The organism is Shewanella schlegeliana (assembly GCF_016765635.1).
Lineage (GTDB): Bacteria > Pseudomonadota > Gammaproteobacteria > Enterobacterales > Shewanellaceae > Shewanella > Shewanella schlegeliana.
In genome coordinates, this window is the sequence record NZ_JAESVD010000013.1 from 46095 (window position 1) to 68152 (window position 22058).

22 protein-coding genes are annotated in these 22058 nt (G+C 43.2%); 4 read left to right on the plus strand and 18 right to left on the minus strand.

Annotation, left to right across the window (positions count from 1 at the left end; translation table 11 throughout):
- The 11 genes from JMA39_RS18620 to bioB all read right to left on the minus strand — a co-directional run bounded on the left by JMA39_RS18620 (position 1) and on the right by bioB (position 9677).
- Positions 1 to 414, minus strand: coding sequence for a curli assembly protein CsgF (locus JMA39_RS18620; protein WP_202723383.1), 414 nt, complete (start codon positions 412 to 414; stop codon positions 1 to 3).
- Positions 415 to 426: 12 nt separating this feature from the next.
- The gene (locus JMA39_RS18625) at positions 427 to 888 is read right to left on the minus strand and encodes a curli production assembly/transport protein CsgE (protein WP_202723384.1); all 462 of its coding nucleotides are present in this window, start codon (positions 886 to 888) and stop codon (positions 427 to 429) included.
- Positions 885 to 1520: a LuxR C-terminal-related transcriptional regulator gene (locus tag JMA39_RS18630; RefSeq protein WP_202723385.1), complete on the minus strand. Its 636-nt coding sequence runs from the start codon at positions 1518 to 1520 to the stop codon at positions 885 to 887. Before JMA39_RS18630 ends, JMA39_RS18625 begins: the two co-directional genes overlap by 4 nt.
- A gap of 113 nt (positions 1521 to 1633) precedes the next feature.
- The gene (locus JMA39_RS18635) at positions 1634 to 2185 is read right to left on the minus strand and encodes a curlin (protein WP_202723386.1); all 552 of its coding nucleotides are present in this window, start codon (positions 2183 to 2185) and stop codon (positions 1634 to 1636) included.
- Between the two features lie 270 nt (positions 2186 to 2455).
- A complete protein-coding gene (locus tag JMA39_RS18640) occupies positions 2456 to 3601 on the minus strand; it encodes a tetratricopeptide repeat protein (RefSeq protein WP_202723387.1) in 1146 nt (381 codons plus the stop codon).
- A gap of 307 nt (positions 3602 to 3908) precedes the next feature.
- Positions 3909 to 4256, minus strand: a complete 348-nt coding sequence (cctA, locus tag JMA39_RS18645) for a tetraheme c-type cytochrome CctA (RefSeq protein WP_202723388.1) — start codon at positions 4254 to 4256, stop codon at positions 3909 to 3911.
- 290 nt (positions 4257 to 4546) lie between these two features.
- Complete coding sequence (gene htpX, locus JMA39_RS18650; RefSeq protein ID WP_202723389.1) at positions 4547 to 5410, minus strand: protease HtpX; 864 nt, start codon at positions 5408 to 5410, stop codon at positions 4547 to 4549.
- Between the two features lie 307 nt (positions 5411 to 5717).
- Positions 5718 to 6389: a dethiobiotin synthase gene (gene bioD / locus JMA39_RS18655; RefSeq protein ID WP_202723390.1), complete on the minus strand. Its 672-nt coding sequence runs from the start codon at positions 6387 to 6389 to the stop codon at positions 5718 to 5720.
- Positions 6390 to 6415: 26 nt separating this feature from the next.
- Positions 6416 to 7186, minus strand: coding sequence for a methyltransferase domain-containing protein (locus JMA39_RS18660; protein WP_202723391.1), 771 nt, complete (start codon positions 7184 to 7186; stop codon positions 6416 to 6418).
- A 75-nt stretch (positions 7187 to 7261) separates the two neighbouring features.
- Entirely contained in the window at positions 7262 to 8455 is a 1194-nt protein-coding gene (locus JMA39_RS18665) for an 8-amino-7-oxononanoate synthase (RefSeq protein ID WP_202723392.1), read from the minus strand.
- 169 nt (positions 8456 to 8624) lie between these two features.
- The gene (gene bioB, locus JMA39_RS18670) at positions 8625 to 9677 is read right to left on the minus strand and encodes a biotin synthase BioB (protein WP_202723393.1); all 1053 of its coding nucleotides are present in this window, start codon (positions 9675 to 9677) and stop codon (positions 8625 to 8627) included.
- Between the two features lie 249 nt (positions 9678 to 9926).
- Between bioB and bioA the strand changes: the two genes are divergently transcribed.
- Both bioA and fusA read left to right on the plus strand, forming a co-directional pair.
- The gene (bioA, locus tag JMA39_RS18675; RefSeq protein WP_202723394.1) at positions 9927 to 11267 is read left to right on the plus strand and encodes an adenosylmethionine--8-amino-7-oxononanoate transaminase; all 1341 of its coding nucleotides are present in this window, start codon (positions 9927 to 9929) and stop codon (positions 11265 to 11267) included.
- A 402-nt stretch (positions 11268 to 11669) separates the two neighbouring features.
- A complete protein-coding gene (gene fusA / locus JMA39_RS18680; protein ID WP_202723395.1) occupies positions 11670 to 13754 on the plus strand; it encodes an elongation factor G in 2085 nt (694 codons plus the stop codon).
- 199 nt (positions 13755 to 13953) lie between these two features.
- On the opposite strand, the gene JMA39_RS18685 is transcribed toward fusA, so the two are convergent.
- On the minus strand, positions 13954 to 14370 hold the full coding sequence (locus tag JMA39_RS18685; protein ID WP_202723466.1) for an AAA family ATPase: 417 nt from the start codon (positions 14368 to 14370) through the stop codon (positions 13954 to 13956).
- Between the two features lie 61 nt (positions 14371 to 14431).
- Positions 14432 to 15157, minus strand: coding sequence for a Sir2 family NAD+-dependent deacetylase (gene cobB, locus JMA39_RS18690; RefSeq protein ID WP_202723396.1), 726 nt, complete (start codon positions 15155 to 15157; stop codon positions 14432 to 14434).
- Positions 15158 to 15424: 267 nt separating this feature from the next.
- Between cobB and fur the strand changes: the two genes are divergently transcribed.
- Positions 15425 to 15856 carry a ferric iron uptake transcriptional regulator gene (gene fur, locus JMA39_RS18695; protein WP_202723397.1) on the plus strand — a complete coding sequence of 144 codons (432 nt, stop codon included), beginning with the start codon at positions 15425 to 15427 and terminating at the stop codon, positions 15854 to 15856.
- A 56-nt stretch (positions 15857 to 15912) separates the two neighbouring features.
- On the opposite strand, the gene JMA39_RS18700 is transcribed toward fur, so the two are convergent.
- The gene (locus JMA39_RS18700; protein WP_202723398.1) at positions 15913 to 16413 is read right to left on the minus strand and encodes a GNAT family N-acetyltransferase; all 501 of its coding nucleotides are present in this window, start codon (positions 16411 to 16413) and stop codon (positions 15913 to 15915) included.
- A 153-nt stretch (positions 16414 to 16566) separates the two neighbouring features.
- Here JMA39_RS18700 and JMA39_RS18705 point away from each other — a divergent pair, with 153 nt between their 5' ends.
- Positions 16567 to 18219 (plus strand): FMN-binding glutamate synthase family protein, encoded by a 1653-nt coding sequence (locus JMA39_RS18705; RefSeq protein WP_202723399.1) that lies wholly within the window; start codon positions 16567 to 16569, stop codon positions 18217 to 18219.
- A gap of 6 nt (positions 18220 to 18225) precedes the next feature.
- Here the strand turns inward: JMA39_RS18705 and JMA39_RS18710 are convergent, their stop codons facing one another.
- From JMA39_RS18710 to sucC, 4 genes are all read right to left on the minus strand, one after another.
- Positions 18226 to 19152, minus strand: a complete 927-nt coding sequence (locus tag JMA39_RS18710; RefSeq protein WP_202723400.1) for an AEC family transporter — start codon at positions 19150 to 19152, stop codon at positions 18226 to 18228.
- Positions 19153 to 19450: 298 nt separating this feature from the next.
- The gene (locus JMA39_RS18715; protein ID WP_202723401.1) at positions 19451 to 19759 is read right to left on the minus strand and encodes a hypothetical protein; all 309 of its coding nucleotides are present in this window, start codon (positions 19757 to 19759) and stop codon (positions 19451 to 19453) included.
- 242 nt (positions 19760 to 20001) lie between these two features.
- A complete protein-coding gene (gene sucD / locus JMA39_RS18720) occupies positions 20002 to 20874 on the minus strand; it encodes a succinate--CoA ligase subunit alpha (protein ID WP_202723402.1) in 873 nt (290 codons plus the stop codon).
- Complete coding sequence (gene sucC / locus JMA39_RS18725; RefSeq protein WP_202723403.1) at positions 20874 to 22040, minus strand: ADP-forming succinate--CoA ligase subunit beta; 1167 nt, start codon at positions 22038 to 22040, stop codon at positions 20874 to 20876. The genes sucD and sucC overlap by 1 nt, the downstream gene beginning before the upstream one ends.
- Positions 22041 to 22058: the final 18 nt, after the last annotated feature.

A 22058-nucleotide genomic window follows, 5' to 3' on the forward strand; every position in this document is an offset into this window, starting at 1 on the left:
TTAGCCTTCCCCAATACTGTTATCGATAATGCCACCCACTTCGATGATAGTCGTTTCACCTGTCACCACATCTGTAATATGTACCAATAACGCGCCGTCCTCATTAACGACTTGGATCTCAAAGTCATCGGTCTTTAAATAACCCTCACCGCCATTTGCCGCATCATTAAACAGCTGGCTCATCAGTCGAGACTCTAAAGAACTCGCCAGACGCTCAAGTGCAGTAGGCGGAACATAGCCCGATCCACCAGTATGCTTATTCTGCGCCGACGCATTAGAGAGGAGGTATGAACCATTTAGATAACTACCGCCGAAGTTAGGGTTAACTGGGGTATAGATAAGCTGTGTTGCGTAAGTCGATCCCGCAGCAGTAAACAGCCCCATAGCCACAACAGATCTTATTATTGTTTTCATTAATCTTCCTTGTTAAAACTCATCTGGGGCTAAATCCGGATCTAAGAATTGTGCCCAGCTTGCTTTCCTTTGATTTTGTTCTATTTTTTTATTTACTCTAGCTGCTGCAGCTAAAGCTTGTTCGTCAATATTACGGCTTGCGGGCGAAACGACCGTGATATAAATAGGTCTACGATTATGCAAAATACTTATTTTACTGCCACTTCTTGCAGTTGCTTGCTCAACGATTGTTAAACCTGAATGTTGAACCACGCCACCAATATTGCGATAAGCCGCCACAAACTCTCGATAGAAACGATGCCCAAATCGGGTCATCGCTCTATTAAGAATGAGTCCATCGATCAAATCGGCTTCCACTTTCGGTGGCTCGTCACTGGTACTCTTAGCAACAGTAGAGGGTTGCTTATCTAGTTCAAACTCTTCTGCAACGATAGGTTGCGACAGCAGAGCCAGGCATAAATACCAAGTTTTCACTGAGTCACTTCATGTAGGTTAGTTTGGGCCCAAGCGATAGCCTGCCCGCGACTGGAAACCCCTATTTTTCTAAACGCACGATATAGGTGGGTCTTAATAGTACTTTCACTGACAAATAATTTATTGGCTATATCAATATTAGTGCTACCACTACGCAGTACCTGTAACACTTCTCGCTCCCTAATTGTCAGCGTTTCTACATTATCTAATACGGGATCTTTATTACAGCTTGAGTCGATAAAGCTATGGGGAATGACGACCTTACCCTTTACGATTTCAGCCATGCCCTCTCCTATACTTTCAAGCGATGCGTCGGAGTAAAAAACACCGGCAGTAACTGAAGCGTTGATTAGAAACTTGGCGTCTATTTTTTTAGGAAAATGAATGAAAACGACACGGGCAGTATTACTCGCCTTATCTATACGTTTTTGGATTTGATAGGCTGTTTGAACATCAACGGTGGCAAGATCAATCAAAATAATCGTAATACGACTCTCTAATAACTCGCCGTTAAAATGTTCAGGAGAGATCCTATGTAATTTGACTAAAAACTCTTGTGGCCATCTAGTATTAAGAAGATCTGCAAATAGATGCGAACGGGTTACTAGAACCCAATGTGTCACTTTAAACATAAACTCACTCCGTGTTTATTCTGTATCACCATCCATGTGGGTATTATTGTAATACACTTATCCCGCAAATAAACATCAAATATTTCACACAAACGCAACGTTTTCGCAGAAAATTAGTTTGGGCTCAGCCCCTGTGTCACTCGCGCAGATTGCCCTTGCCCATATTGAATAACCGAGACTCGATGACCTGCACCATTTTGATTAATCGTTATGGCGCTTTCACTACCCATTTGTAATATAGTTGCCAAATTATCACTTCCCTGCTGTTCGATATCTAAATTGAGGAAGGAGCCTTGTTGAGAAGAAACCACAAAATTATTAAAGCCGTGCTGGAGAATGCTTGCTTCTATCTCTGCACCACTTTGAAAAGCTGTGATTCGGTTACTATCACCTATTTGATTAACGTCGATTTGAGTCGAAAAGCCTACTTGGCTAATTGCCGCGCGGTTAAATATCCCTTGCTGAGTAATGATTGCATTTAAATTATCACCTGCTTGAGAGGTTACAGCATGATTATCATAACTATTAAGTTCATCGAACTGACTTAAGTCTTGTGCATGCACGAAGATAGCAGGAAGAAGAAGGGTCGATAGTATTGCAGTTTGAACCGATATGACTTCTGCTTGAGAACAAATCTTCTTCTCTAAGCGCTTTAATCTATCCATGACTTACAACCGCCTCTTATTGAGCTTGTACAATTAACGCGGTCATTATGAAGTCAAACTCATTTAGCATCATCAACCCTGAGTATTAAAGCTTACCATACCAAATGATTAGTTCCTGGACACAACCTAGACCTTACTACTATATAGCTTTCGTTTAAGCGTATCGCTACTAGTGGTAAAAACGCCTTTAACCAGTTGTATAATCAATGAAATCTACCGATAACTAAAATAACAGCCTTTTAGGCTTCTCATACTAAAAGGGTAAAACGACTACTGGGATGCTAACCATTGTAACTTTGCTTGATATAACAATTTATCGTTATCTCGCTCAGAGTAATGCAGTGCCAAATCGAGAGATTTCTTGGCTTCGCTTTGCTCTCCCAACTGTATGTAGATCTTGGCTAAGTCGTAATAGGCTTTGTGATAATAGCGGGTGTTTTCCAAAAACTTGTTTAAATACGCCTTAGCACTAACAAAGTCATCCTGTGCCATCGCATCCATTGCCTGCAAATACCATTTATATGGGCTAGGGTCATCAAGTGCCAGTAGACGCTGCTTAACTTTAAAGGCTTGCTGCTGTCGCCCTTGCGTACTTAACAGGAAGTGATAATTACTTAATAGTGTGATCTTGTTATCCGATACCTCAAGCCCATAACGGTACAGCTGCTCTGCAGCCCTCTCATCTCCTAACAGCCTTAATACAACAGCCTGCATATTTATTGCCGGTCCATATTCAGGTGCAAAACTACGGCCTTTTTTTAGCAACAAAAAAGCCCGTTCGAGTTCACCTAATAACATTGCGTCGGCGGCAAGATTTCGATAGAACATAGCAAAAAATTCATTGTGATCAATTAGCTTGCCTCCCCGATCATATCGACTGGGGAAGTAATCGATAAGAATACGGTTTCTTCCTGACAAGTAGCCCGCCCCGTCCCTTCCCGATTCATATAAAAATGCCCTAACATGATCAGAAGTAACAGCAAACTTGTCCGACACCTCTAAAAGTAGTGGCATGGTATGCATAACTTGAAAACTCAATTCTACCTGCATCTGCTCGGCTACAGCGTAAGTAAGCATCGCAAGCGCCATACAATTACCACGGCGACTCGCTAATGACTCACTAGCAAATAGGTTTTCACCTTGAAAATTAAAGTTAACAAGCCTGCTTTGTAAAAATACTGAAGCTTGTTGGTGGCGCGGCATCTTAGCGATATCTTCAGCCTGCAAAAAGCGCTCAAGTTCAATAACCTGCTCGTCCGTAAGCGTGTAGAAAGACTCTAGATCTGGAATATTATACTTTGACTCATCGACAAAATAGTGAATAGTCGGTGATTTAATGGGCGGGGCAGGATTAACAACGCGACTCTGGCAGCCTTGAAGCAAGGTGAATAACAATAAAACAAGTATAATCGGCATCACGCAGTCCTTCGCAGTCAATAAGTTAGCTTAATGAAGCTAATTTAATTCAGCCACAAAATCAACTTAGACAAAGTGATAGCCATTGTAGTGTCTCCGCAAAAGAACATAACTATCCAACTGATTACTAAATAAAAATAAGCTCCCTCTGCGGTATCGTATTCAAGCATATCTCCCTTCGAGTCAAGGTATTAAATATGGACAGTCTCCCTCTAACAAAGTCTGGTCCAGCATGCTCATCCTTGATTTTACCCACAAAAAAGCCAGCTCGAAGCTGGCTCTTTTTAGCAAATTGAGTTAATTCAAATTACTTAAGTACTGACTCAGCAGTACGGCCATCATCGTGACAGCTATCACAAGTTGGCTTATCACCCACGTTCATTTCGTGAGGTGCATGACAATCAGCACACATAAGCATGCCATCATGTGGTTGGTGAACAGCGTCCATTTCAGCTAATGTACCGTGACAAGACTGACACTGTTCAAATTCATATTCGCCATCTGCAGATGGTGAACCGTCAGCGTGACACGCTTCACAACCATCCATTTCAGCATGCATTTCGGCTAGCTCTTGACCATCTGCGAAAGCTGATGGCGATAAAGCCAGTGCAGCGAATGCCGCACCAAAGACCAGACTTAGTAGTTTATTGCTCACAATTGTATCCTCATTTGATGTCCGCATAGTGAAAACTTAATAGTCAGGTTGTTTTCATCTTGCGAACAATATTTTTTTAGCACGACTTAGGTTAATTTAGCTAAGCATTATCTAATTCGCAACTAATTTAGCTGAAAGATCATATCATTGTGATAATCCCCAAAATGTGCGCTTAGTCAAATTACGCCAGTGAATATGACAATTGTACTTGTTTAGCACCTTGATTTTGGGCAAAAAAAAAGCGGTTCGGAGAATTTACTCTCGAACCGCTTTTTTGGAAATGCGTAATCTTAGTGCGCTCGTAGCGCCGCAATACGTTTTTCTAGTGGCGGGTGACTCATTAGCAATTCCGCCATTGATTTCTTGCCATTGATGCCAAATGCTGACATTGAGGCTGGCATAGCGCCAGTTTCAGGGCCTTGACGCAATCTATCAAGTGCCGCAATCATCTTCTCTTTACCTGCTAGACGTGCAGCGCCTTCATCGGCTCTGTATTCACGAATACGTGAGAAGTAAGCAACAATCATTGACGCAAGGATACCAAACAGCATGTCTAAGACAAACACGACCGCCATATAAGCGAACATGCCAAGACCTTCGCCCTCTTCATCGTTACTTGATACAAAGTTATCAATGATGCCAGCAACCACACGAGCCGCGAAGATAACAAATGTGTTCACAACACCTTGAATAAGGGTCAATGTCACCATGTCACCGTTAGCTACGTGGCTAACTTCGTGAGCAAGAACCGCTTCAATCTCATCTTGGCTCATGCCATACAGTAAGCCACTACTTACAGCGACCAGAGAGTTGTCTTTGCTTGGTCCAGTAGCAAAAGCGTTTAGCTCAGGCGACTGGTAGATCGCAACTTCTGGCATCTTAATACCGACTTTCTCTGCTTGACGAGCAACAGTCTCAACTAACCAGCGCTCTGTGTTATCACGTGGTGTAGTAATAACCTCACAGCCCATGGTCTTTTTAGCCATCCACTTTGAGATTGCCAAACTGATAAATGCACCACCAAAACCAAATATCGCAGCGAATACTAATAATCCGCCCATGGTAGAGGTATTAACACCTAGAATAGACATCACAATCGATGCCACCAATAAGATCGCCATGTTAGTGGCAATCAGTAAAAATATACGCTTCATTTAAGCTCCTGTAGGATACAAAGTACCTGATATACACTCTTGAAGACATAATATGTCCTAAAAACAAGAATTCAAGGGGAGAGATAGAAAATTATCTACTATTGCTTTAATAATAGTCGCTTCAGCCCTACTTAATACCAAGTGAGATGAGTCTAGGTTTATTTCATTAAAACAAAATTAATTTAATCGGCAAAGGATGAGATTAATATTGAAGTGGGATTAATCTTTGTTAACAAAAAGATAAGCCTAACTTTTTGAGGTAGTTCCCCAGCAAATTAGGCTGAAACTTTGGCCAAAAGACAGATGGTTATACTGACTCTAACGCTGCTAAATCGAGATATCTAGCAGCCGATTTGGCCGTAGCATCGGCAAGATAAGGCACATAGCCTAGGAACGGTGCTGTTAACTGCGACTTTAAGGTCTCAAGATTTTGCTCTGAATAAGCCATATCGGGGTCAACTTGGTTTGCTACCCAGCCCACAATATTTAAGCCATCAGCTTTAATCGCTTCTGCTGTTAATAACGCGTGATTTAGGCAACCTAGCTTCATGCCCACCACCAAAATTACGGGTAACTGCATTGATTGTACGACTTCTGAAAGGAAATGCCCTTCCCCTAACGGTAGGCGCCAGCCCCCTGCGCCTTCAATCAAACAAAAGTCAGCTCCAACAAACTCAGACATTTTTAGTAAAGCTTCGATACGCTTAGGCTCCAACTTTAGCCCTTTCTCCGCAGCGGCAATGTGTGGTGCAATCGCGGGCTCAAAAGCAAATGGGTTGATGTCTTCGTAAGGTAGCTTAATACTCGATGCCGCCATAAGTGCTAACGCATCGCTGTTTCTAAGCCCTACCTCTGTTTGCTCGCAGCCTGAAGCTATCGGCTTAAAGCCTACTGTCTCACCCTTAGCGGCCGTTAGCAATGCAGAAGAGATCAACGTCTTACCACAATCGGTATCGGTACCCGTTACAAAAAAAGTCATATCTACTCCAAGTTGTCTCAGCGGCTTTAGCGCTTTTTCCGCGCTTTAATAAAGCTAATATTATATGTTAAAGGTAGGCCCTCAGGGGCTCTGTTCAACTCTGCCTTAAGCTGTAATGCTTGCCAATCTTTACGTCCTCTCAATGTGACTTGAGGCTGATTAACTCCCTGTTGTTGCTTAACTATTGATGCACCCACTCCCTTTATCGACTGTAGTAATGCTCTTAAATCAGTAAAGTAAACGGTAATAGCTTTGGTTTCGAACGACTCGAGTTGCCAATGAACCTTATAAAAATAAGAGCGTAACTCCTGCTCATCGATAAACGAATTCACCTTAAAACCAAGCTCAGATAACTGCATAAGGCTACCTTTAGCCACTATGCTCATATTTAACTCACCATCTTGAGTAAGCACTCTATTCGCTTCAGACACGGCCTTAGGGAGATCTAGGCACCATTGCAGGGCAACATTTGAGTAAATACTGTCTACTGATCCACTAGCTATTGGTAGGTTTTGCGCATCACCACAGATAGGAGTGTAATGAGGAAAGCTGTTATTAAGCGTTTTGAGCATGCCGTTGGCGATGTCTAAACAGTAAACTCGCTCAACTGCTGAAAAATTAGAGAAATCAGTGCCCGGTCCAGCACCGATATCGAGCAAGCGGGTGCCGGGGGTCATTAGAGCCAGTAAGTGCTTTGCCGTTTGCTGCTGAAGCACATCGTAACTGTGATAATGAGCAGCCGCAGCAGAGAAGCGTTCAGCAACCTCTAGGTTAAGCTTATTTGATCCTGTATTCACAGCGTTGGATCCTAAAAATCAATTAAATTTGATGGTTTCAGTTCAAAGAGAGTTAGAGACTCAGTCTCATTCATATCAATCGTCACTCAATATACTCGCTAACACACCCACTAACGCCAAGATATCTTTCTGACAGTGGTTCGCATTGAGTGTCAGCCTAAGCCTTGAAGCATCTTTGGGAACGGTTGGTGGTCTAATAGCTCCCAGCCAAAAACCATGCTCTTTCAATCTTTTGGCAACGGCCATAGTCTTAGCTGAATTGCCAAGTATAATCGGCTGAATCGCAGTTTGAGAGTCGGTGAGTTTAATATCATGCTCTGCGCAGGCTTGCCTAAAACAGCTAATATTATTGCTCAGCTTTTCTCGCAACTCGGGCTGCTCTTTTATCACTTTTATCGCGGCGTAGGCAGCCACAGCGCTAGCAGGAGACAACGCCGTAGAGTAGATATATTGACGGGCGTTAGCGACTAAGAAATCGATTAGCTCTTGACTGCCTAGAATTGCTGCGCCCTGACCGCCCATAGCTTTACCAAAAGTCACCAGCTGTGCATCGATTTTAATCTCATCCGACATCCGTGACGCGCCTAGACCATTTTCACCTAATACACCAAAGCCATGTGCGTCATCGACGATAAGCCAGCACTGATGTTGCTGACAAAGTGCTGACAACTCAACTAATGGTGCGAGATCACCATCCATACTAAACACACTTTCAGTAATTAATGCGCTAGGCTTGAAGCGTTCTAAATGGCTCTTTGCACTTTCTAACTCATTGTGAGTAAAGCGCTTAAGCTTAGCGCCACTGTCCTGAACCCCATCTATGATAGAGGCATGAATGAGCTTATCTGCCAACACTAGATCGGTTTCATTAAACAGGGTTTTCATCAGTGCGGTATTGGCACTAAAACCCGAGCAAAACAGCAGTGCCGCTTCATGTCCTGTCGCATCACACAGAGTCTGCTCAAGTTGCAGATGTGCTTGACTGTAACCAACCACTAGAGGTGACGCAGTACTGCCAACACCATAATCTTTTGCCCCTTGATAGAGGGCATCTATGATAATGGGGGACGTTGACAGGCCAAGGTAATCATTACTACTGAAATTAACATATGGCAAAGCATCAACTTCGAAGTAATTGGACTGGTTAGAGTCTAAAACAAGATTGATTCGTCGCCTTAGCAGCCCCTGCTCATCTAATGATTGGTTTTTTGTGACCACCCGAGTACTCAACGATTCTTTAACAGGGTGAGTAATGGAACTTTCTGACATTAAGCTTGCTCAATTTAAAGACGTAAATATCCAATAAACCCACTTAAATATCAGTAAGTGGGTTTATATAACTCTATGTCTTAGTACTAAGTAGCCGCTATCGACATAAAGCAATGAGAAGGCACTCTATAACGATAATGCCCTTATAGATAGACAAGAGCACACGTGACTAGAGTGCTCCGGCGTCATAAAATGCAGCCGATTTTTTATCTTGCTGTGCTGCTGCTTTGGCAAGCATAGCTTCATCTTGCTCTTTTGTCGCAGCTACGCCCTGCTCAGGATGTAAGCCTAGTTTCTTAAACAGGCTCATGTCATCATTCTCTTCAGGGTTTGGTGTCGTAAGCAGCTTACAACCGTAGAAGATGGAGTTCGCCCCGGCAAAGAAACACATCGCCTGCAGCTCCTCGCTCATATTTTCACGACCCGCCGACAGACGAATTCGAGATTTAGGCATGGTAATGCGAGCTACAGCAATCGTACGCACAAACTCTAATGGATCGAGATCATCGAGCTTTTCAAATGGTGTCCCTTCAACTTTGACCAACATATTGATAGGCACAGAATCTGGGTGTTTATCTAAATTCGCCAATTGTTGAATAAGTCCAGCGCGATCCGTTGCCGTTTCACCCATACCAACAATTCCGCCCGAACACACTTTCATGCCTGAAGCGCGTACATTAGACAAGGTATCGAGGCGATTTTGATAGGTACGCGTGGTAATCACGTCACCATAGTATTCTGGCGAGGTGTCTAAATTGTGATTGTAATAATCTAGCCCCGCTTTAGCCAGTTCATTAGCTTGCTCTGCAGACAGCATGCCCAATGTCATGCAAGTCTCCATCCCCAGCGCTTTAACCTCTTCAACCATCGTCTTAAGGTACGGCATATCGCGCTCTTTCGGGTTACGCCAAGCGGCTCCCATACAAAAACGCGATGCGCCAGCCGCTTTAGCGCTACGCGCTTCGGTCAAGACGGTTTCCATTGCGAGCAGGCGCTCTTTCTCAAGACCCGTGTCATAACGAGCGCTTTGAGGACAATATTTACAATCTTCTGGACAAGCACCTGTTTTTATCGACAACAAACGACTGATCTGAACTTCATTTGGATCAAACTCTTGGCGATGAATACTCTGCGCCTGAAAAAGAAGATCGTTCATAGGTAAAGCGAATAAGGCTTCAATCTCTTCACGCTTCCAGTTATTTCTTGGCTGTACTTCAGACATGCTGTTCCCTTTTACTCTCACATTCAGCGATAAATGCAGCGATTTATGGTGCGATGACAATCCACATTCGCACTTTGGCGAGTTTGCACTCTATCTGCTCTATTATACTTATTAACAAATTAATATTAAAAACATATAATTAACTGCATTTAATTCGTGTTTTTGGTAAATTTTTATCTTGCCTAGGATACCTTCAAGCCGTAACCTGTCAATGTCATACCATTCAAAAGGTTTACTAACGGTTAAATTATGAACAAAGATATCCTATCTACTACTACGCATATCGACCTTCAATTTGACAAGGAACACTTGTGGCACCCTTATACTTCTATGGCTAATGCGCTACCAGCCTTCGGTGTTGTCGCTGCTAAAGGTGTTGAACTGCAGCTACAAGATGGTAAAACACTGATTGATGGTACGAGTTCTTGGTGGGCTTGTGTACACGGTTACAGCCACCCCAAAATTGTTGCGGCCATGCAGCAACAAGCGGCAACACTTAGCCATGTCATGTTTGGGGGCATCACACATCGTCCTGCAGTGGAGCTTGCTCGTTTACTCGTAAATATGACCAGCCCTAACTTAACCAAAGTGTTTCTAGCCGACTCCGGCTCCATCGCTGTAGAAGTCGCGATGAAAATGGCACTTCAGTATTGGCAAGGTAGAGCCAAACCTAACAAGCAGAAGATTCTCACCATAAAAAATGGCTACCACGGTGATACTTTTGCCGCCATGAGCGTGTGCGATCCTGAAGGCGGTATGCACACCATGTTTGGTGATTTAGTCACGAAACAACTGTTCGCTCCTGCACCTCAATCTCGTTTCGATGGTGAGTTTGATCCCGAAGAGCTCAATGAAATAGCCGCTATTTTTGAAGACAATCACCAACAAATTGCCGCGTTACTCGTTGAGCCAATAATGCAAGGTGCTGGCGGTATGCGTTTCTATCACCCTGAATATTTATCAGCCCTTCGTAAACTGTGTGATAAATATGATGTACTACTCATTCTCGATGAGATAGCCACTGGATTTGGCAGAACCGGTAAGCTGTTTGCTTATGAGCATAGTGATATTGAAGCCGATATTTTATGTTTAGGAAAGGCATTAACGGGCGGCTATATTTCATTAGCAGCGACATTGTGTAGTGATGAGGTTGCTCAAGGTGTCAGTGACTCACCTGCAGGTGTGTTTATGCATGGACCTACCTTTATGGGCAATCCTCTAGCCTGCTCTGCAGCCATAGCCAGCCTTGAGCTACTCCAGGAAAATATCTGGCAAAAGCAGATCAAGTCGATTGAGACTCAACTCAAGGCAGAGTTAGCCGAAGCTACAGCTTTTGACAATGTAAAAGATGTACGAGTTTTAGGGGGGGTAGGCGTACTAGAGATGAATACCACACTCAACACTGCTGAGTTGCAACAACAGTTTGTCGATTTAGGTGTATGGATAAGGCCTTTCTCTAATCTTATCTACATTATGCCGCCCTACTGCATAACCTCAGCTCAGCTGAGTCAATTAACTCATGCAATGAAAACGGTAGCCAAGCAGATATCCTTACCCTGCAACGAAAGCGTCTTTATTAGTCACGGTTAAGGCCAAGCGTTACAGACGACTAGAAAGAATAATTCCGGCCGATGAGGGCTCAACCTCAAGCGGTCGAGCTATTTACCCAAGATTTTCAAACTGGCTGTCCTCTACCATTCTAAATGACCTGAGGCTAGCCAAGCCTCGGACTCTCCTGTTTGTTTGCTCTATATCCTTAAAAATAAATCTAGAAGAGCAATCATCACGGCAAATTGAGACTAAAATAGCGACAACCCGTGAAGTACCTTGCCCGCGCGCTTAATTACCAACCTTAGATTTGGCTATAAAATGTGATTTTTTTATGATATTTCGTTTAATTTAGCCCTGAATGATAAAAATCGATAAAATAAATTGAAAAGTATTGCTATACTTGCGCGGAATTTTAGAACGTAACTCCAATAGAGTAGAAAAATGACTGATTTATCAAAGTACAGAAACATTGGTATCTTTGCTCACGTTGACGCGGGTAAGACTACTACAACTGAGCGTATCCTAAAGCTTACCGGTAAGATCCATAAGCTAGGTGAAGTGCATGACGGCGAATCAACAACTGACTTCATGGAACAGGAAGCTGAGCGTGGTATTACCATTCAGTCTGCTGCTGTTAGTTGTTTCTGGAAAGATCACCGTTTCAACGTTATCGACACCCCTGGTCACGTTGACTTTACAGTAGAAGTTTACCGTTCTCTTAAAGTTCTTGATGGCGGTATCGGTGTATTCTGTGGTTCTGGTGGTGTTGAGCCACAATCAGAAACTAACTGGCGTTATGCTAACGAATCTGAAGTTGCTCGTATCATCTTCGTAAACAAGTTAGACCGTATGGGTGCTGACTTCTTACGTGTTGTTAAGCAAACTAAAGACGTACTAGCTGCTAACCCGCTAGTAATGGTACTTCCAATTGGTATCGAAGATGAGTTCAGTGGTGTTGTTGACCTACTAACTCGTAAAGCATACGTTTGGGATGATACTGGTGAAGCTGAAAACTACACAGTAACTGACGTTCCAGCTGACATGGTTGACCAAGTTGAAGAATACCGTGAAATGCTAATCGAGACTGCGGTTGAGATGGACGACGACCTAATGGAATCTTACATGGAAGGCGAAGAGCCATCTATGGAAGACATTAAGCGTTGTATCCGTGCTGGTACTCGTGACATGACTTTCTTCCCAACATACTGTGGTTCTGCATTCAAGAACAAAGGTATGCAGCTTCTTCTTGACGCAGTTGTTGATTACCTACCAGATCCAGTAGAAGTTGATCCACAGCCTCTAACTGACGAAGAAGGTAATGAAACTGGTGAGTTTGCTTTAGTTTCTATCGACGAGCCACTAAAAGCACTAGCATTCAAGATCATGGATGACCGTTTCGGTGCACTAACATTCGTACGTATCTACTCAGGTCAGCTACGTAAAGGCGACACGATTCTTAACAGTGCAACTGGTAAGACTGAGCGTATCGGCCGTATGTGTGAGATGCAAGCAGACGAGCGTAACGAGCTAGACTACGCACAAGCTGGTGACATCATCGCGATCGTTGGTATGAAGAACGTACAAACTGGTCACACTCTATGTGATGTTAAGCACCCTTGTACTCTTGAAGCAATGGTATTCCCAGAGCCAGTAATCTCTATCGCTGTAGCACCAAAAGACAAAGGTGGTTCAGAGAAGATGGGTATCGCTATCGGTAAGATGATCGCTGAAGATCCATCATTCCGCGTAGAGACTGACGAAGACTCAGGCGAAACTATCCTTAAAGGTATGGGTGAGCTTCACCTAGACATTAAGGTAGATATCCTTAAGCGTACATACGGCGTTGAGCTAATTGTAGGTGAGCCTCAAGTTGCATACCGTGAAACTATCACTCGTGAAATCGAAGATAGCTACACGCACAAGAAGCAATCTGGTGGTTCTGGTCAGTTCGGTAAGATCGACTACGTTATCCGTCCAGGCGAAGCTAACACTGGTTTGACGTTCAAATCTTCTGTTGTTGGTGGTAACGTTCCTAAGGAATTCTGGCCAGCAGTTGAGAAAGGTTTCGCTAGCATGATGAACACCGGTACTGTTGCTGGTTTCCCTGTGTTAGACGTTGAATTCGAACTTAAAGATGGTGCTTTCCACGCAGTTGACTCGTCAGCTATCGCGTTCGAAATCGCTGCTAAAGGCGCATTCCGTCAATCTATGCCAAAAGCTGGCGCACAACTTCTTGAGCCTATCATGAACGTTGACGTATTCAGCCCAGATGACAACGTTGGTGACGTAATTGGTGACCTTAACCGTCGTCGTGGTATGATCAAAGACCAAAACGCTGGTGTAACAGGTGTTCGTATTAAGGCTGACGTACCACTTTCAGAAATGTTCGGTTACATCGGTTCACTACGTACTATGACTTCTGGTCGTGGCCAATTCTCTATGGAATTCGCTCACTACGCACAGTGTCCAAACAGTGTTTCTGAGAAAGTTATCGCTGAAGTTAAAGAAAGAAACGCTAAGAAGTAATTATTACTCTTAGAAGTTAACTCTTTAATAAAAGCCTATAGGTGCAAACCTATAGGCTTTTTTATTGGCTTAAATTCGGCTAATCTGCTTTGCAACAGCTCAACACTCTTCTAACTAAATAGAGTAAAAAGTGAGAAAGGTAGCAATGTAAGCTCGTTTCTTGGCTGGTTAAGAGCTCTACTCGCAGATGATGATCTTGCTATAAGGCTTCAAATGCCCTTGCCATACGAGTAATACTACTTAGAGAAACCCTGTGTTTATTTCTATCGGCACATAATAACAGGTGCTCCTTATTCTTAGGTTCACCAATTTGTTGGATCTGAATTTGATAACCCTCAGCCTTAGCTGCGGCGCAATAGCCCTCAAATTCCCACTGTGCCATATTAGTATTATCACAGATCACCACTGGCACTTTATTGGCTATGGCGTGAATAAACCGAGTCAGATTGAGCTGATGATATTTTGATAAATGCTTCGGTTCGAAGCGATACTCCCCCTCTTGATAGAAAAACTCATCGGTTGAGCAAACTTTATATTGAGCGGTATCCTTCTTAGGTAAGCTATTAATATATTCCTCTACCCAGTAGCTTTTTCCACTTCCAGGCAAACCGCGCATTATGATCGCGAGCCCATTAAAATCGGTATCATTCACTAAACTATTCACCTAAAGCGTTCTCCTAAAGTAGGTCACTGATTACCTTACCACTAAGAATATTGTCAACTAACCTAGGGACAAGTTCGCTCGCCTTCCCTTCCAAGTGGTACTGAAACTGGCTATGACGATCCACTGGCATAATATTAACTTCTACAGTCTGCGCTCCATGATGATTAGCAGTATCAACAAACCCCGCAGCGGGATAGACAGTGCCCGATGTACCTATAGCGATAAAAAGGTCACAACTATCGAGCGCATGCTGAATTCTATCTAAACCTATTGGCATCTCGCCAAACCACACGATATGCGGCCTTAACCTTTGTGCAGGAATACAGCAGGTACAGGTATGCTCAGGTCCAAAAGGCTCTCTCAGTACAAAGGTCTGCTTAGAGCGTGGACATCGGCCCTTTGATAATTCACCATGCATATGTAAAAGCCGCTTAGAACCGCCTCTCTCATGCAGATCATCGATGTTTTGAGTCACAACTAACAAATCACCTTCAAACTCCTGCTCAAGTTTTGCTAACGCAATATGACTCGCATTAGGCTCTATCGAACCATCATGAAACTGGCGCCAACGCTCATTATAAAAACGTTCGACCAACAGCGGATTGTTGGCATAGCCTTCAGGTGTCGCGACCTCTTCAATATTGTGTTGCTCCCATAGTCCATCTTGATCTCGAAAGGTACGTAACCCTGATTCCGCTGAGATCCCTGCTCCGGTCAATATTACAATCTGCTGGTACATCTAGGGTCCTTTTCGTTTACTTTGTAATTATTCTGCCTGTTTGTAGGCATAGATGACATTAGGCGTTAGTATAAATGGGCAATAACAATACAAAATCCATGGTTAAATTGCTTGTTTTATATCTAGTTACTGGCTTTTATTTGTTAAAGGCGCTTTATTGCAAGATCAAAGGTTTAAGTTTTCAACTTGTACACATATAATGGCTTTAATACCCACAAATGAACGGATTAACTTATAGCTAATCGTTCTGCAATCAAGAGATCAATAATGACAGATGGAAATCAAGCGCTAAAAAAAGCGGGTTTGAAAGTGACCTTACCACGAGTCAAAATTTTAGAATTGATGCAAGAGCCCGAGAATCAACACATCAGTGCTGAGGACCTCTATAAGAAATTACTCGACATTGGGGAAGAGATAGGGCTTGCAACTGTCTACCGAGTACTGAACCAATTCGATGATGCGGGCATTGTGACTCGTCACCACTTCGAGAGTGGTAAAGCAGTTTTTGAACTTTCAACACAGCAGCACCATGATCATTTAGTATGCCTATCGTGTGGTAAAGTTATCGAGTTCTCAGATGAAGTGATTGAACGCCGTCAAGATGAAATTGCGATGAAGCATAACATCAAACTGACCAACCACAGTTTATATCTCTATGGAATATGCACTAACGATCAGTGCGACCACGCCGATAGCTAATGCTAATCAAGACAAAAAAACCAGCTTATGCTGGTTTTTTTACGTCTGTAAAAAACCTATAGCACTTTATGAAACACATTCACCTTATGTCCCATAAATTTATCCCGGTTGCGCTCTGTCATCCCAAGTTTTCGTGCCACGCCCTCTGAGCCCTTGTTACCCAATAAAATAAGTGCAATAGCTTCGTGAATATCATAATCCTTAAACCGCGCCAAAGCTGCAGTTCCAGCCTCAAAGCCGATCCCTTTCCCCCAATACTGAGGCAGATAGCGGTAACCAAGTTCGACTTCATTAAATTCTGTGATAAGTTTTGGGCCACAGAATCCGATCACTTTAGCATCCGCTTTATGCTCTACCGCCCATCGGCCATAACCAAGCTCACGATAATTAGCTAAAATAACGTTTTCCAAAATATCACTGGCCTGCGATATAGAGGTCATGGGAGCGCCAGGAATGTAAGTCAGGACTTTAGGTAGACTGTTTAGTAAAAAGAGTGCCTCGGTATCTCTCACTTCAAAATGACGTAAGATAAGCCTGTCAGTCTCAGCAATAATCACAATTAACTCCTTTTCAATCTACTTCCATACTAAACAACTAATATACCCATATTCTGTTTAGTTTAGAAAGTATTAAAACATATTTGCTTAAGCTACCTTTATAGCGTTCAATAAACTCATGCCGTAATGAAGTCTGTAACAAAGGAATGCTTTATGACTATTATGCAGAAGGTCTACTGGATCATAGCGAGCTTAGGTAACCTCCTCGCCATCAGTTTTATGTTTAACAATACCGGGATGCTCCCTAGCTTAGTACTAATGTTTACCCTTTTCTACACTGCTATAGGGTATTTCGATATTTTCCATAGTCCCCACACGCTTAATCGCCTTTACCCCGTTGTGGCTTATCTTCGCTACTTTCTTGAATCTTATCGTGTTGAAATCCAGCAGTACTTTATTGCTAATGACACAGAGGAAACCCCCTTCAACCGCGAACAGCGCTCCTTAGTCTACCAGCGAGCTAAGAATGTAAGAGATACCATTGCCTTTGGTACTCAAAGAGACTTGTTAGAAGATAACTATTTAAGCCTTTGGCAGTCACTTCACCCTAAAGAGATCTTAGAAACAGCCAAGCGAGTGCAAATTGGTGGACCGAACTGCTTAAAGCCCTATCAAGCTTCCTACTTTAATATCTCGGCTATGAGCTTTGGCTCGCTCAGTGCAAATGCGATTGAGTCACTCAACCTAGGCGCCCTAAAAGCAGGTTGCTATCATAATACTGGCGAAGGTGGCGTTAGCCCCTATCATTTAAAGCATCGTGGTGACATAGTGTGGCAGTTAGGCTCTGGTCTATTTGGCTGTCGCGACGTAGAGGGCAATTTTAATCCCGATGCCTTTAAAAAGATGGCCACAAAACCTCAAGTAAAAATGATTGAGATAAAGTTATCTCAAGGCGCAAAACCCGGTCATGGCGGCGTACTGCCAAAAGCAAAAATAACCGATGAAATCGCTGCTATTCGACATATTCCCAAAGATAGAGATTGTGTCTCCCCCGCTATCAACCCTGAATGCACCACCCCCAAAAAACTACTCAACTTCGTTGAGACCCTGAGAGAGCTTAGCGAAGGGAAGCCTATCGGCTTTAAACTCTGTATCGGTAACCCCGTCGAGTTTTTAGGCTTATGTAAAGCGATGATAGAAACTGGGATCACCCCCGACTTTATCACGGTAGACGGCGCAGAAGGTGGAACCGGAGCTGCACCAGTGGAGTTTAGTAATCGTTTAGGCATGATGTGTCTCGAAGCAGTTTATTTTGTTCATAACGCCTTAATCGGTGCAGGGCTAAGAGGTAAGATTAAAATCATCGCCTCGGGAAAAACCGCATCCAGTTTCGACCTACTCGCTAAAATTGCCGTGGGGGCAGATACGGTAAATGCGGCGCGGACTATGATGATGTCTCTAGGCTGCGTTCAATCTCGGCACTGTAATACCAATATGTGCCCCACTGGCATTGCCACTCAAGATCCTGCCCGAAGTAAAGCAATAGATGTCAACGCCAAGAGTGAACGAGTAAAGAACTATCACAAGAATACCCTCAACAGCTTCTTTGAATTAGTTGGGAGTATGGGGTTAGACAGTCCTGAAAAACTGCAACCTCATATGCTAAAGCGCCGTACTCCCTATGGCCTACTGATGTCGGTCGGCAGTTTAATCGAACCACTACAAACTAACGATCTGATCAATGAGAATAAAATTGAAGGGCCTTGGAATGAGTGGTGGCGCATGGCGCAGACGGAGGACTTCTACTCAGAAGATCTCTATATCCTTAGTCCCGCCGAGCTTTCTCGTACCCATAGAAAAGATTAAAGCTCATCAGAGTAATATTGTGAGCCACAGACTCATTGTAAACACCGACAGTACCGTAGACATCACTACGGTACTTGCAATTAGCGCTTGCTGAGCCTGCACCTGCATCGCAACTAGATAGGCATTGACGCCCAAGGGTGAAGCACTGAGCAGCACCAGTAGCGCCAATGAATCCCCCTCGACAGAAAATGCAAAGCGACCAATAGCATAAACACACAGAGGCAAGAGCAATAACTTAATCACCGACGCTATTAGTGCCAAATGCCAACCTTTTGCCACCTTATAAAAAACCAAATTCGCTCCAAGCACGAATAGCGCACAGGCCAGTGCAGGCTCACTAAGTAAACGCAGACCATTCGTTAAGTTGTGCTCTAAGGGCACCTGTAGAAGATTCAAAATGAGTCCTGTCGAGATACTCAATACAATCGGATTGAAAATTATTCCCTTGCTAAAATTCCAGGCTCCCATTACACCTATTTTCTGTTTCGAACTCAAAATAAAAGTTAATGAAAACAGTAATGCGCTATGAAAGGTAATGATGGCAAACACCTTACCCATCATCACTTCTCCTAAGGCTCCCACTATAATCGGCAAACCAACCAAGATAGTATTGGAGTAACTGCAGCCCAATGCATATACAGCACTATTACTGCGGTTCTCCGTCTCCCTTGGACTTAAGTAATAATAGAGCCCGGCGCTTAATCCATATACTGCGATCACAGGTAAATAAAAGGTACATAAACTGCTGGTATCAAAACTACTCCCCAGATCCGCTTGGTACATATTGATGAATAAAAAGGCGGGAATACAGATATAGAAAGTGAATAAACTAATCCCAGCGATATGCTCTTTAGTGAAAGGTCCCTTTGCTGTTAACAAGTAACCTAAACTCGCCATAAACAGTAGCGGGAAAATAATTGAAAGCGTCGACATGAAGACTAAACCTTGAGCTACAGCATTCAGAATAACGACAACCCGCTATTCAAGCCTTACTTATAAGATGATTACTTGAGCATTGACGGACAAGTAAACTTGACCATCAAACATAGGATTTGAGTGGCAAAATAATAGCAGAAGATGAAAACGATTTGTTAACTTTGGCTATCATTTAGACGAGTAAAACACTTTAAGGGGATAACGATGACCGAAGCTAACAAAATATTAAATAGGCTAATAGCAAGAGGCAGATGTCATTAACCTTAATTAAAAATATATAAGAGACCGCTAGCCCCTACTTACTGGAAATATTGAGCGGGATAATGTTGCAGAAAATTTCTTTTTCAAACTGCTGTTCTAGCTGATCTCGCCAAGATTGCTTGTTAATCGGCACTAAGTAAAACTCTTCTCGAGAAGTATCAGTAACAAACGCTAGTCCGTGGCGCATTAACTCAAAATGAATGTCATTAACAAAGTCGGAAGAGAAATTCTGCCGCCCTGTAAGCTGATTAATATCACTGCGCGTAAGCGAGACGCCCTCTTTAAGGCCGCCAAACCTTAGCCTTAACCAATCAGAAAACTCTTTCGCGCTGACCATTGACATAAAAGTTACCTACAAGTTCCCTATAGATAAATTAGGTATAACAGATTGGATTAACTCCGCCATTTTTTTGACCAAATATCCCGTTTTTATCGCCAAACGTTCTAGAGAATGGGATATAACTAAAATTAAACTCTAAAAATAACCAGACAAAAATCAAAAAGTAGACTCGAGTTTTCATATCTTTAGTCAGATTAGGCAATAAAAAAGGCGCTAAAAGCGCCTTTTTTAAAACAAGCTAGAGATTACCAACCTGTTTTAGTGCGTAGTGCCTTACCGATATCAGCAAGTGAACGTACAGTCGTTACGCCTGCAGCTTCTAACGCTGCAAACTTATCTTCTGCCGTACCCTTACCGCCAGCGATAATCGCGCCAGCATGACCCATACGCTTGCCTTCAGGTGCAGTTACACCGGCAATGTATGAAACAACAGGTTTAGTCACGTTAGCCTTAATGTATTCAGCGGCTTCTTCTTCAGCGGTACCACCAATTTCGCCAATCATAACGATAGCTTCTGTTAGTGGATCGTTTTGGAACATTTCCAATACATCGATGAAGTTAGTACCAGGAATGGGGTCACCACCAATACCAACACAAGTTGATTGGCCGAAACCTTCATCAGTTGTTTGTTTAACCGCTTCATACGTTAATGTACCAGAGCGAGAAACAATACCGACTTTACCCGGCTTGTGGATATGGCCAGGCATAATACCAATCTTACATTCACCCGGAGTGATAACACCTGGACAGTTAGGACCGATCATACGAACGCCAGTTTCTTCAAGCTTAACTTTAACTTGAAGCATATCTAGCGTTGGGATCCCTTCAGTAATACAAACGATTAGCTCGATGCCACCGTCGATTGCTTCTAGAATTGCATCTTTACAGAAAGGTGCAGGAACGTAGATTACTGACGCAGTTGCACCAGTGACTTCTACCGCGTCTTTAACAGTATTAAATACTGGAAGACCTAGGTGAATTTGACCACCCTTTCCAGGAGAAACACCACCCACCATCTGAGTACCGTAAGCGATAGCTTGCTCAGAGTGGAATGTGCCTTGGCCGCCAGTGAAGCCTTGACAGATAACTTTTGTATCTTTGTTAATTAAGACAGACATTATTTGCCCTCCGCAGCAGCAACAACTTTGACAGCAGCATCTGTTAGTGATTCGGCTGCAATAATGTCAAGACCTGAGCTTGCCAATACATCGCGACCTAGATCGGCATTTGTACCTTCAAGACGTACAACAACAGGCACTTCAACACCCACTTCTTTCACTGCCCCAATGATGCCTTCAGCAATCATGTCACAGCGAACGATACCACCAAAGATGTTCACTAAAACGGCTTTAACGTTATCGTCAGAAAGAATGATCTTAAATGCTTCAGCAACACGCTCTTTAGTCGCGCCACCGCCCACATCTAGGAAGTTAGCTGGCTTACCGCCGTGAAGGTTGACGATATCCATCGTCCCCATTGCTAGACCTGCACCGTTAACCATACAGCCAACGTTTCCATCTAGTGCAACATAGTTAAGCTCAAACTTAGCTGCATGTGCTTCACGGGCATCATCTTGTGATGGATCGTGCATGTCACGGATCTTTGGTTGACGGAACAATGCGTTGCCATCGATACCAATCTTGCCATCAAGACAGTGAATGTTGCCTTCGTCTGTGATTACAAGCGGGTTGATTTCAAGTAGTGCGAAATCATGATCTTCAAACATTTTCGCTAAGCCCATAAAGACTTTAGTGAATTGCTTCATCTGAGTTGGGTTAAGACCTAACTTGAAGCCAAGATCACGTGCTTGGTATGGCTGAGGACCCGTTAACGGATCGATGATAGCCTTGTGGATCAACTCTGGCGTTTCTTCAGCCACAGTTTCAATCTCAACACCACCTTCAGTCGATGCCATAAACACAACGCGACGAGTTGCACGGTCAACAACCGCACCTAAATAAAGCTCGTTTGCGATATCAGTACAGCTTTCAACTAGAATTTTAGCAACAGGCTGACCTTTTTCATCAGTTTGATAAGTCACAAGGTTCTTACCTAACCAATGCTCAGCAAATGCTCTGATCTCTTCTTTATCGCCAGTGACTTTAACGCCACCCGCTTTACCACGGCCGCCAGCGTGTACTTGACACTTAACAACCCACATATCACCGCCAATATGGCCAGCTGCTTCTACTGCTTCTTGGGCAGTATCACATGCAAAACCTTCTGACACTGGTAAACCATATTCGGCAAATAAGGCTTTTGCCTGATATTCATGCAAATTCATGATGATCTATCCATTATA

Bases quoted from the DNA above. Each gene is read 5' to 3' on its own strand.
- JMA39_RS18620 (WP_202723383.1), bottom strand. From the start codon at position 414: ATGAAAACAATAATAAGATCTGTTGTGGCTATGGGGCTGTTTACTGCT.
- JMA39_RS18630 (WP_202723385.1), bottom strand. From the start codon at position 1,520: ATGTTTAAAGTGACACATTGGGTTCTAGTAACCCGTTCGCATCTATTT.
- JMA39_RS18635 (WP_202723386.1), bottom strand. From the start codon at position 2,185: ATGGATAGATTAAAGCGCTTAGAGAAGAAGATTTGTTCTCAAGCAGAA.
- JMA39_RS18640 (WP_202723387.1), bottom strand. From the start codon at position 3,601: ATGCCGATTATACTTGTTTTATTGTTATTCACCTTGCTTCAAGGCTGC.
- htpX (WP_202723389.1), bottom strand. From the start codon at position 5,410: ATGAAGCGTATATTTTTACTGATTGCCACTAACATGGCGATCTTATTG.
- bioD (WP_202723390.1), bottom strand. From the start codon at position 6,389: ATGACTTTTTTTGTAACGGGTACCGATACCGATTGTGGTAAGACGTTG.
- JMA39_RS18665 (WP_202723392.1), bottom strand. From the start codon at position 8,455: ATGTCAGAAAGTTCCATTACTCACCCTGTTAAAGAATCGTTGAGTACT.
- bioB (WP_202723393.1), bottom strand. From the start codon at position 9,677: ATGTCTGAAGTACAGCCAAGAAATAACTGGAAGCGTGAAGAGATTGAA.
- bioA (WP_202723394.1), top strand. From the start codon at position 9,927: ATGAACAAAGATATCCTATCTACTACTACGCATATCGACCTTCAATTT.
- fusA (WP_202723395.1), top strand. From the start codon at position 11,670: ATGACTGATTTATCAAAGTACAGAAACATTGGTATCTTTGCTCACGTT.
- JMA39_RS18685 (WP_202723466.1), bottom strand. From the start codon at position 14,370: ATGCGCGGTTTGCCTGGAAGTGGAAAAAGCTACTGGGTAGAGGAATAT.
- cobB (WP_202723396.1), bottom strand. From the start codon at position 15,157: ATGTACCAGCAGATTGTAATATTGACCGGAGCAGGGATCTCAGCGGAA.
- fur (WP_202723397.1), top strand. From the start codon at position 15,425: ATGACAGATGGAAATCAAGCGCTAAAAAAAGCGGGTTTGAAAGTGACC.
- JMA39_RS18705 (WP_202723399.1), top strand. From the start codon at position 16,567: ATGACTATTATGCAGAAGGTCTACTGGATCATAGCGAGCTTAGGTAAC.
- JMA39_RS18710 (WP_202723400.1), bottom strand. From the start codon at position 19,152: ATGTCGACGCTTTCAATTATTTTCCCGCTACTGTTTATGGCGAGTTTA.
- JMA39_RS18715 (WP_202723401.1), bottom strand. From the start codon at position 19,759: ATGTCAATGGTCAGCGCGAAAGAGTTTTCTGATTGGTTAAGGCTAAGG.
- sucD (WP_202723402.1), bottom strand. From the start codon at position 20,874: ATGTCTGTCTTAATTAACAAAGATACAAAAGTTATCTGTCAAGGCTTC.
- sucC (WP_202723403.1), bottom strand. From the start codon at position 22,040: ATGAATTTGCATGAATATCAGGCAAAAGCCTTATTTGCCGAATATGGT.